Consider the following 11,408-nt stretch of genomic DNA (forward strand, 5'->3'; position numbering starts at 1 on the left):
AATATGGTTATTTTAAATCGAACTTTATTTAGAAAAAGGGATGACGGTTATTCAATAATCTACGTCACCCCTATATTGTAACTGGTTAGACAACCGGTTTCAATTCGCAGTGATTACCAACGGTAGTGTGCGAAAGCACGGTTGGCTTCAGCCATACGGTGAGTATCTTCACGCTTCTTAACTGAAGCACCAGTGTTGTTTGAAGCATCAATAATTTCGCGTGCAAGACGTTCAACCATTGTGTGTTCACCACGCAACCGTGCGTATTGAACAATCCAACGAAGACCTAAAGTGGTCCGACGTTCTGGACGAACTTCGATTGGAACTTGGTAGTTTGAACCACCAACACGGCGAGCCTTAACTTCAAGAACAGGCATAACATTTTCCATAGCTTGTTCGAAAACTTCTACAGGGTTGTTACCTGTTTCATTCTTAATTTCATCAAAAGCTGCATACAAAATCTTAGTAGCAGTTCCGCGCTTACCATCGATCATCAAGTGGTCAATCAAGCTGGTAACCAACTTTGAGTTGTACATTGGATCTGGTAAAATTTCACGCTTTTGTACATGTCCTTTACGTGGCATTACTTAATCCCTCCTAATATTTTACTTCTTGTCCTTAGGCTTCTTGGTACCGTACTTAGAACGTGATTGCATCCGTCCTTCAACACCGGCAGTATCAAGAGTACCACGAACGATGTGGTAACGAACCCCAGGCAAATCCTTAACACGACCACCACGAATTAAAACAACTGAGTGTTCTTGGAGGTTGTGACCAATACCAGGGATGTAAGCAGTAACTTCAATCAAGTTTGAAAGACGTACACGGGCGTACTTCCGCAAAGCTGAGTTAGGCTTCTTAGGTGTCATAGTACCGACACGGGTAGCAACTCCACGCTTTTGTGGTGATGGTGTCTTAACTTCTTCCTTCTTAAAAGTGTTGTAAACGTAACCAAGAGCTGGTGACTTTGACTTGCCCTTGTGGCTCTTACGGCCCTTACGTACCAATTGGTTAATGGTTGGCATAATTTTTCCCCTTCCTAATTTTTAAGTCCACACATCCAGGTGGTTCTTTTTTGCGAATAAAAAAAGTTCTTGGATGATATTAAATTATGTGCCTTCGTTGACGCAAAGTCTGCCCAACGACAGACACCGACGTTGCTATAAAAAGCACCTTTAATAGACTATCACGGACTACCAGTAATGTCAACGAAGTCTCAATAAATTTTCTAAGTAACATTTCGTGATTTTTACGTTATGTATCTATAGCATAACTTTGGGAGATGATCACGTTGCTTTTTATACTTATTAATTGTTGTATTCTTGTTACTCTCGCGTCCTTTACCACCCTTTGCGCTCAACGGCAGCTCAATAATCAGTTGCCGTGGTCACCTAAACGTTCTTTTTGTGATCATTGCCATCACACATTACGTTGGTGGCAACTGATCCCCATCTTCGGTTTCGTCCTTCAACTAGGACACTGCCACTGGTGTAATAAGCGAATTTCGCTATTTTTTCCGCTATCAGAACTAATAATCGTCTTAGTCACCCTCAAAGCCTTCACTTACTCCTGGTACCACAATCTTGTTCTCACCTGTGTTTTACTTACACTCTTATACCTTTCAACCACCGACTTTATTGCCCAAGTAATCTATCCGGTCGCCATAATTGGTTTGTTTCCACTCATCCTTATTCTCCCTCAACAACATTTTTCGATTATAAATATCACAATTGAACTCTTAATTATTTCTGGCTTCCTATTTACACTTCAAACGATTACTAAAGGCCTTGGCACTGGTGATATTGAATTTATCCTTGCAACCAACATTATTTGTCACTGGGAAGCAACCGCCCAGATTGTTTTAATTGGCTGCTTACTTACTCTTATCCCTGCGATAATTAAAAAGGACAGAAAGCTGCCCCTCGTCCCTGGATTAGCTTTGGGCTTTATCCTGAGGTTGCTTTTCTGTCCCTACTAAGGTTTCATCTGTCGAATCGTTTTTTATTTTAACAAGGAATAATTGTTCGCCATACTGAGCAAGGTTTTCAATATTTTGAAGTAACAATAGTAACCATGAAAATGAAAGGGCAAATTCAATTAGTTCAAACGCTGTTAATGATAGGTAATTTGCTAGCTCAAAGATAATATATTCTGCCCCCATCACCACACCAATTACATAGGAAATCGTCAAAAATTGCTTAGTCACTTCTGGCAAGATCCACCTAATTGCAACGATTAAAATTAACATAATATAAACTAACCACATTGAAATCCGGTCATGAAGGATATGAAACTTAGGATCATTGGGGAATAACCCAATTGCTGCAATACAAGCAGCCTCACCATACAATAACCAGCGCAATAATTGCGTCTTAACTCCCGGATACTTCCGTTGCAAATTAACAAAAAGGTAATCAACCAGTGCAATCATTAATAATCCCGAAAAAATCAAGGTTACATTAAATTGCAAATTTGCTGGATTCTGTGATGTCCCTAAAAAGCTAAAATTGTGTTTCCACCAGTCTCGGGTAGAATTTGTAAGCATGGAAAACAGCATCCCACCGATAATCATGATCGTTAGTAAATTAGTGATGATTCCTGAAGTAAGGGTTAAGGCAAGGTTAATCATCAAATAATTAATTAGCGCAATAATTACAAAAACAAAAGTAGTTGAAGTATAGATATCAAAGCGCGCATCCATAAAAAGTTTCCCTAACAACCAAAAGAAAGCTGAAAATGAGAACGCAATAATCAACCCACAAGCAATTGTAATTGTCGGTAAGCTTCGCCAATAAACATTCCTCGTTGGTCCATTATTTCGTAGCTTAGTAACAATAAAACTAACCACAAAGACAAACAACCCACTTACCAAACTTAGTAACATCGAACCATTAGCAATCGAATAATCCCCAGTAATTGGCACTGTCCTCATATGGTGATTACGACAAAAAATAAAAAATGCAACTGTTAATAAGATAGCTGGTAAGATATACCAATATAATTTAATTCGTGGTAATTGATCAGTTACCTTCGAAGGCCTAATAGTAATTTCATTATGGTTAACATTTAATTCTAGTTGTTCATTTGATTTAAAACCCGTCTTTTTCATTGCTGACGCTGGAATTTCAATAGTATATCTTGACATTATTTCTCCCAAAAGTAATGGAGAACCATAGTAACTTAAACTACAGTTCCCCTGACGTTAATTATCCAATATTTAAAATAGCAAAAAGGACCATGACAATCAAGTCACGGTCCTTTTCAAATACTAGTTAATTAGTTTTGCTTGTCTTCTTCCTTCATCTTGGCTTCTAAGTCCTTAATGGAGTAAGCAGCAACATTAACTTCCTTCGGCTTAATGTTCCGGTATGTACTCATACCAGTACCGGCAGGAATAATCTTACCGATAATAACATTTTCCTTCAAACCAACTAATGGATCGTTCTTACCACGAATAGCAGCATCAGTCAGAACACGAGTAGTTTCCTGGAATGAAGCAGCTGATAAGAAACTGTTAGTTTCAAGGGCAGCCTTGGTAATACCTAAGATAACTGGACGAGCTGTAGCAGGAATGTTACCAGCTATCAATGTCTTGTAGTTAGCGTCACGGAATTGACCAATATCCATCAATTGTCCTGGTAACATATCAGTGTCACCTGGATCCATGACACGTACTTTCCGCATCATTTGACGAATCATAATTTCAACGTGCTTATCTAACAGATCAATACCCTGCATACGGTAAACTTTTTGAACTTCAGCAAGGAGGTATGTTTCTGTAGAAAGAACATCACGAACACGAATCAATTCCTTAGGATCAATTGAACCTTCGTTAAGGGCAGTACCACGGTGAATGAAGTCCCCTTCAGCTACCCGCATCCGAGCAGTAATTGGTAAGGTGTATGTCCGGGTATCAGTTTCACCCTTAACAGTAACATCCTTAGTCCGTTCTGCAGGATTTTCTTCGATTGATTCAACTTCACCAGTAACTTCAGTAATTGTTGCACGACCCTTAGGATTACGTGCTTCAACAATTTCTTGGATACGTGGAAGACCTTGGGTAATATCGTCGTTACCGGCAACACCACCAGTGTGGAAGTTCCGTAAGGTCAATTGAGTACCTGGTTCACCAATTGATTGAGCTGCAACAGTACCAACTGCTTCACCGGCTTCAACACGGTCACCAGTAGCGGCGTTCCGGCCGTAGCACCGTTCACAAACACCGTGTTCAGTGTTACAAGTAAATGCGGAACGAATAGTAACCTTCTTCACACCAGCATCAACAATCTTTTGTGCCATTTCTTCATCAATCAGAACGTTCTTACCAACGATCTTTTCACCAGTCTTTGGATCAAAGACTGACTTCATCGTGTAACGACCCATAATCCGATCGTAAAGTGGTTCAATCATTTCGTTACCGTTTGTAATTGCAGTAACTTCAAGACCACGATCAGTTCCACAGTCCTTTTCACGAACAACGACGTCTTGAGCAACATCAACCAACCGCCGAGTTAAGTAACCTGAGTTAGCAGTCTTCAAGGCAGTATCAGTCATACCCTTACGAGCACCGTGAGAGGAAATGAACATTTCCAGAACTGACAAACCTTCATAGAAGTTAGAAAGAACTGGCAATTCCATAATCTTACCGTTTGGTGAAGCCATCAATCCACGCATTCCGGCAAGCTGAGTAAAGTTAGAAATGTTACCACGAGCACCTGAGTCAGACATCATGTTGATTGGGTTATGGATGTCCATGTGTTCAATCAGCTTGTTTTGAACTTCATCCTTAGCATCGTTCCAAATACCAATAACCCGATCATAACGTTCATCATCAGTAATCAAACCACGACGGAATTGCTTAGTAACCAAATCAACTTGCTTACGAGCCTTCTTAATGATTTCCGGCTTTTCAGGTAAATCATGGATATCTGACATTGCAGTTGTCAAACCAGAAATAGTTGATTCATAGTAACCAAGATCCTTAATCCGGTCAAGGAAAAGAGAAGTCTTGGTAACCTTGTACTTCTTGTAAACTTCAGCAATCAAGTCAGACAAGAAGCCCTTCTTGAATGGTGGAACAAGTGGTGCATTTTCAAGGTAATCATTGATATTTTCACCAGGATCGAGGAAGAAGCGATCATCAACACCCTTAGTGATATTATCTGCGGTTGGTTCGTTAATGTAGTTAAAGTCCTTAGGGAGGATCCGGTTGAACAATAACTTACCAACACTAGTTACCATGATCTTGCCACGTTGTTCTTCAGTGAATGGCTTATCAGGGAATGCAGAAACTTGCACACCAACACGTGTTTGCAATGAAACATAGTTATTCCGGTATGCCATTTCAGCTTCATCAGTATCCTTGAAGATCATTCCTTCACCTTCACGACCCTTATCTTCAGTGGTCATGTAGTAGTTACCGATAACCATATCCTGAGATGGAGAAACAATTGGTTCACCATCACGAGGACTCAAAATGTGGGAAGCGGCAAGCATAAGTAAACGTGCTTCGGCTTGTGCTTCATCTGAGAGTGGCACGTGGATAGCCATCTGGTCCCCATCAAAATCGGCATTGTAAGCAGTACATACCAATGGGTGAAGACGCATTGACTTCCCAGAAACCAGAATTGGTTCGAAAGCCTGGATACCTAACCGGTGCAAAGTAGGTGCCCGGTTAAGGAGAACTGGGTGTTCCTTAATAACATCTTCAAGAACATCAAAGACATCATCATCCCGACGATCGATCTTCCGCTTAGCTGCTTTAACGTTAGCAGATAAACCGCGCTTAACTAATTCATGCATAATGAATGGCTTGAATAATTCAAGAGCCATTGGAACTGGAAGTCCCATTTGGTTCATCCGTAATGATGGACCAACATCAATAACTGAACGACCAGAGTAGTCAACCCGCTTACCAAGTAAGTTTTGACGGAAACGTCCTTGCTTACCCTTAAGAAGGTGAGAAAGTGACTTCAATGGACGGTTACCAGGACCAGAAACTGGACGACCCCGACGACCGTTATCAATCAAAGCATCAACGGCTTCTTGAAGCATCCGCTTTTCATTTTGAACAATGATTCCAGGAGCTTGCAACTTCAAAAGCCGCTTTAAACGGTTGTTCCGGTTAATAACACGCCGGTATAAATCGTTTAAGTCAGAAGTAGCGAACCGGCCACCTTCAAGTTGAACCATTGGACGTAAGTCAGGTGGCATAACTGGAATAACATCAAGAACCATCCATTCAGGCTTGTTACCAGACTTAATGAAGGCTTCCAAAATATCCAATCGACGAATAGCACGGGTCCGCTTTTGACCAGTAGCTTCCTTCAATTCTTCCTTCAGTTCTGCTGCTTCCTTTTCAAGGTCAACGTCAGCTAATAACTTCTTAATAGCAGCGGCACCCATTTCAGCAGTAAAGCGATCACCAAATTCAGCTTTCTTATCACGGTATTCAGCTTCAGAGAGAAGTTGTTTCTTTTCAAGTGGAGTATCACCTGGATCCAAAACAACATATGAAGCAAAGTAAATAACTTCTTCAAGTGAACGTGGACTCATGTCTAAGACAAGACCCATCCGACTTGGAATCCCCTTGAAGTACCAAATATGTGAAACTGGAGCAGCCAATTCGATGTGACCCATCCGTTCACGACGAACCTTTGAACTAGTAACTTCAACACCACAACGGTCACAGACACGACCCTTGTAGCGAATCCGCTTGTACTTACCACAAGCACATTCATAGTCCTTAGTTGGGCCAAAGATTCGTTCGTCAAACAGACCTTGCTTTTCTGGCTTTAAAGTCCGGTAGTTGATTGTTTCGGGCTTCTTAACTTCCCCATAAGACCAACTACGGATCTTATCTGGTGATGCCAGGCCGATCTGCATACTTTCAAATTTATTGACATCAATCAAAGGATTTTTCCTCCTTATTTTAGTAGTTTACGTTCAGTGCTAAGTAAAACTAACTAGTCTTGCTTAGTCTTGTCTTGTTCATCAGTTGTTGCTGCTGACTTTTCAGAAGAAGCTTCTTCCTTCTTTTCCTTTTCTTCAGCATTATGCTTTGCGGCATACTTAGCTAAAGCATCAACATTAACAACTTGATCATCGTCTTCGTCCATGTTCTTTAATTGAACTTCATTGTGGTTACCATCAAGAACCTTCATATCAAGGCCTAATGCTTGTAATTCCTTAACAAGAACCCGGAATGATTCAGGAACACCTGGCTTTGGAATTGGTTCACCATTAATGATGGCATCGTAAGTCCGAACACGACCAACAGTATCATCTGACTTGTAAGTAAGGATTTCTTGAAGGGTGTATGCAGCACCGTAAGCTTCAAGAGCCCAAACTTCCATTTCACCGAACCGCTGACCACCGAATTGAGCTTTACCACCCAATGGTTGTTGGGTAACAAGTGAGTATGGACCAGTAGAACGGGCGTGAATCTTATCATCAACCATGTGGGCTAACTTAAGATAGTGCATTGAACCAACGGCAATCCGGTTTTCAAATGGTTCACCTGTCCGACCATCATAAAGGATTGTCTTCCCATCTTCTGGGAATCCAGATTCCTTAACAGCATCCCAAACATCCTTATCAGTAGCACCATCAAATACTGGTGTTGCCATGTGAATACCAAGACGCTTTGCGGCCATTCCTAAGTGCAATTCAAGCAACTGACCAATGTTCATACGACTTGGCACACCCATTGGACTCAACATAATGTCGATTGGAGTCCCATCTGGCATGTATGGCATATCTTCTTCAGGGACAACGATTGAAACAGTACCCTTGTTACCGTGACGACCTGACATCTTATCACCAACTTGGATCTTCCGCTTTTGAGCGATGTAAACCCGAACCATGGTGTTAACACCTGGTGAAAGTTCATCACCATTTTCACGAGTAAAGACCTTAACGTCTTGGATAATACCACCACCACCGTGAGGAACACGGAGAGAAGTATCACGAACTTCACGTGACTTTTCACCAAAGATAGCGTGAAGCAAACGTTCTTCAGCGGATAATTCAGTCATTCCCTTAGGAGTAACCTTACCAACTAAGATATCGCCGTCGTGGACTTCAGCACCAATCCGAACGATCCCATTTTCATCCAGATCCTTAAGGGCGTCATCACCGACGTTAGGAATTTCACGAGTCATTTCTTCAGGTCCAAGCTTGGTTTCCCGAGCTTCTGATTCGTAAGATTCAATATGGATAGATGTGTAAACATCATCCTTAACCAACCGTTCATTAATTGCGATGGCATCTTCGAAGTTGTAACCTTCCCAGGTCATAAAGGCAATCAATGGGTTTTGACCCAAGGCTAATTCACCTTGTTCCATTGATGGTCCATCAGCAAGGACATCATCATCATCAACATGTTCGCCAACTTTAACAATTGGCCGTTGGTTATAGTTCTTACCACCGTTAGAACGACGGAATTTCATTAACTTGTAAGTATCAAGAGTACCGTCTTCTTCACGAACCCGAACTTCACGAGCATCAACATATTCAACTGTCCCTGGCTTCTTAGCAATCATGGCCACCCCAGAGTCATGAGCTGCTTTGTAGTCAATTCCAGTACTTACTAATGGTGCATGAGGGTTCAACAATGGAACAGCTTGACGCTGCATGTTAGCACCCATCAAGGCACGGTTAGAGTCATCGTTTTCAAGGAATGGAATACATGCGGAAGCAACGGAGACAACTTGTTTTGGAGAAACGTCCATGTAGTCGACGTTCTCAACACTCGTTTCAATGTAATCATCCTTATCACGACACATAACTTGGTCTTCAGCAAATGAACCATCATCATTCAATGGTGTGTTAGCCTGAGCGATAACATAATTATCTTCTTCGTCAGCAGTTAAGTAGTCAATCTTATCGGTTACCTTATGGGTCTTCCATGAAACACGCCGGTATGGAGTTTCAATAAATCCGTACTTATTAACACGGGCATAGGATGAAAGACTGTTAATCAAACCAATGTTAGGACCTTCGGGAGTTTCAATTGGGCACATCCGGCCATAGTGAGTATAGTGAACATCCCGAACTTCATATCCGGCACGATCACGAGTTAAACCACCAGGACCAAGGGCAGAAAGACGCCGCTTATGGGTCAATTCACCAAGTGGGTTAGTTTGATCCATGAATTGTGACAATTGTGAAGAACCGAAGAATTCACGAATTGAAGCAACAACTGGACGAATATTGATTAATTGTTGTGGTGTAACGGTATTAGGATCTTGAATTGACATCCGTTCACGGACAACACGTTCCATCCGTGCTAAACCAATCCGGAATTGGTTTTGTAATAATTCACCAACAGAACGGATCCGCCGATTACCCAAGTGGTCAATATCATCAGTTAAACCAATGCCTTCTTGTAAGTTAAAGAAGTAGTTCAATGAAGCAAGAATATCAGCTGGTTCAATGTGCTTGTATTCTAATGGAATATGACCGTTACCAATAATTGGTACAACACGATCTGGATCTTCATGGGAGTAAACTAAGATCTTTTGAAGCTTTACTGGTTCAGTAACTACAGCTTCATCAGAAGGAGTATAAGTAATCATCTTGAAGTCATCACGATCCAAGTATGGTTCTAACTTCTTCAATACTTCCTTAGTTACCTTGTCACCCTTTTGTGCAAGTACTTCACCAGTATCTGGATCAGCAAGGGTTTCAGCCAAAGTTTCACCAAGAAGACGGTACTTCAACATTAACTTCTTGTTAGTCTTGTAACGACCAACTGGAGCCATATCATAACGCTTTGGATCAAAGAACCGTGCAGTTAACAAGTTCCGAGCTGAGTCAGCGGTCTTTGGTTCACCTGGACGAAGACGTTCGTAAATGTCCTTAAGTGCTTCTTCAACCCGAGAATCTTCAGCATTCTTGTGAACATCCTTATCCAAAGTCAATGATAAGGTTTCACTGTTACCACCAAACATATCAATGATTTCATCATCTGAGCCAAATCCAAGAGCTCGGATTAATTCTGTCATTGGTAGCTTACGAGTCCGGTCAATCCGAACGTAAGAAATGTTTTTGGCATCAGTTTCGTATTCAAGCCAGGCACCACGGTTTGGAATAAATGTAGCACCATAACTTGGCCGACCATTCTTGCCGACTTCTTCACTATAGTAAACACCTGGTGACCGAACTAATTGAGAAACAATAACCCGTTCAGCACCATTAATAATGAAGGTCCCTTGATCTGTCATTAATGGGAATTCACCAAAGAAAACATCTTGAGACTTAATTTCCCCAGTCTCATGGTTAGTAAGACGCAAAGTAACGTGAAGTGGTGCAGAGTAGTTTGCATCATGTTCACGCGCTTCATCAACAGTATACTTAGGTTCCAAAAGTTGATAGTCAACGAATTCCAATGACAACTTCCCTTGGAAATCATCGATTGGCATAATATCATTAAACATTTCCCGTAAACCTTTATCCATGAACCATTTATATGAGTTGGTTTGGATTTCAATTAGGTTTGGCAACTCGAGAACTTCTTTAATTCGGGAGTAGCTACGACGGGTACGGTGCTTACCGTATTTAACTAAATGTCCGGCCAAACTGTTCACCTCTCTAATTTATTCAGTGAGTTTTAAATATTACAATTTGATTACAAATAGGTCAAAATCGTAATTTTGAGCAAAAAAAATCCAAAAACAGTTAAAAACTGCCTTTGGTTTTATTTACTGAACCTAGTGGACAATAGATCACTAAGTTCATATGAGAACTCACAATTACATACTATTATATGATATAAGATTATTAATTAAATGTCAATAGAGTTACTCAAATAATTATTTTGATTTTGAAAGGCCGCTAATAATGCAGTCCAAAATCAACTGATCACGCTGGTCATCGCTAATATTATGACCACCAATTGGTTGGTAGGTACCAAAAATTGGTGAAATTTCGGCTAAGAATAATTCGGCCGCTTCTTGTGGCAAAATATCAGGACGCAATTCTACTTCTGGTTGTTTAAAGTACTCAGCAATTGGTTGAAGATAGTTCATCGCTAAAATCATATTTAGTTTTTGCTGAGAACTCTTTGAAAGTAAATTAATTGCTTGGTGATACTGATCATAAATACTTGCTGGATGATGTTTTTTCAACACAACAGTAATTTGCCACAGTTGTTCATTAGGGGTCAGTTTATGCTTTCGCATCACCTTATTAATGTCTTTACGAACCTTACTACTCAGGTTAGTCATCACATCAAGATAAAGAACTTCCTTATCGCTAAAGTGATGGTAAAGAGCTGGTTGGGTGATCCCGACTTGTTTGGCAATATCACGAGTAGAGGTCTCGCCAAAGCCTTTTTGTAAGAAAAGCTTAGTTGCTGTTCTCATAATTGACTGTCGTGTCTTCTCAAGCTGTTCAGCTCTCTTCAT

Annotated in this window: 7 protein-coding genes; 1 reads left to right on the plus strand and 6 read right to left on the minus strand. The window is 40.8% G+C overall.

What is annotated here, in order from left to right:
• Positions 1-113: 113 nt before the first annotated feature.
• Positions 114-584: a 30S ribosomal protein S7 gene (gene rpsG, locus H9564_RS01740; RefSeq protein ID WP_003716646.1), complete on the minus strand. Its 471-nt coding sequence runs from the start codon at positions 582-584 to the stop codon at positions 114-116.
• Between the two features lie 21 nt (positions 585-605).
• Positions 606-1,025 carry a 30S ribosomal protein S12 gene (rpsL, locus tag H9564_RS01745; protein ID WP_040530789.1) on the minus strand — a complete coding sequence of 140 codons (420 nt, stop codon included), beginning with the start codon at positions 1,023-1,025 and terminating at the stop codon, positions 606-608.
• Positions 1,026-1,282: 257 nt separating this feature from the next.
• On the opposite strand from rpsL, the gene H9564_RS09330 reads away from it, so the two are divergent.
• Positions 1,283-1,978 carry a prepilin peptidase gene (locus H9564_RS09330; RefSeq protein ID WP_225209507.1) on the plus strand — a complete coding sequence of 232 codons (696 nt, stop codon included), beginning with the start codon at positions 1,283-1,285 and terminating at the stop codon, positions 1,976-1,978.
• Here H9564_RS09330 and H9564_RS01755 read toward each other — a convergent pair.
• The 4 genes from H9564_RS01755 to H9564_RS01770 all read right to left on the minus strand — a co-directional run bounded on the left by H9564_RS01755 (position 1,934) and on the right by H9564_RS01770 (position 11,408).
• A complete protein-coding gene (locus tag H9564_RS01755; RefSeq protein ID WP_191683881.1) occupies positions 1,934-3,148 on the minus strand; it encodes a DUF998 domain-containing protein in 1,215 nt (404 codons plus the stop codon). The genes H9564_RS09330 and H9564_RS01755 overlap by 45 nt on opposite strands.
• Positions 3,149-3,276: 128 nt before the next feature.
• Complete coding sequence (gene rpoC / locus H9564_RS01760; RefSeq protein ID WP_191683836.1) at positions 3,277-6,912, minus strand: DNA-directed RNA polymerase subunit beta'; 3,636 nt, start codon at positions 6,910-6,912, stop codon at positions 3,277-3,279.
• 53 nt (positions 6,913-6,965) lie between these two features.
• Positions 6,966-10,589: a DNA-directed RNA polymerase subunit beta gene (gene rpoB, locus H9564_RS01765; RefSeq protein ID WP_191683837.1), complete on the minus strand. Its 3,624-nt coding sequence runs from the start codon at positions 10,587-10,589 to the stop codon at positions 6,966-6,968.
• Positions 10,590-10,814: 225 nt separating this feature from the next.
• The gene (locus tag H9564_RS01770; protein WP_191683838.1) at positions 10,815-11,408 is read right to left on the minus strand and encodes a TetR/AcrR family transcriptional regulator; all 594 of its coding nucleotides are present in this window, start codon (positions 11,406-11,408) and stop codon (positions 10,815-10,817) included.

Source organism: Limosilactobacillus avistercoris (assembly GCF_014836425.1).
Taxonomy (GTDB): Bacteria; Bacillota; Bacilli; order Lactobacillales; family Lactobacillaceae; genus Limosilactobacillus; species Limosilactobacillus agrestimuris.

Coding starts and splice junctions, on each gene's coding strand:
- rpsG (WP_003716646.1), bottom strand. CDS start 584: ATGCCACGTAAAGGACATGTACAAAAGCGTGAAATTTTACCAGATCCA.
- H9564_RS01770 (WP_191683838.1), bottom strand. CDS start 11,408: ATGAAGAGAGCTGAACAGCTTGAGAAGACACGACAGTCAATTATGAGA.
- rpsL (WP_040530789.1), bottom strand. CDS start 1,025: ATGCCAACCATTAACCAATTGGTACGTAAGGGCCGTAAGAGCCACAAG.
- H9564_RS09330 (WP_225209507.1), top strand. CDS start 1,283: ATGATCACGTTGCTTTTTATACTTATTAATTGTTGTATTCTTGTTACT.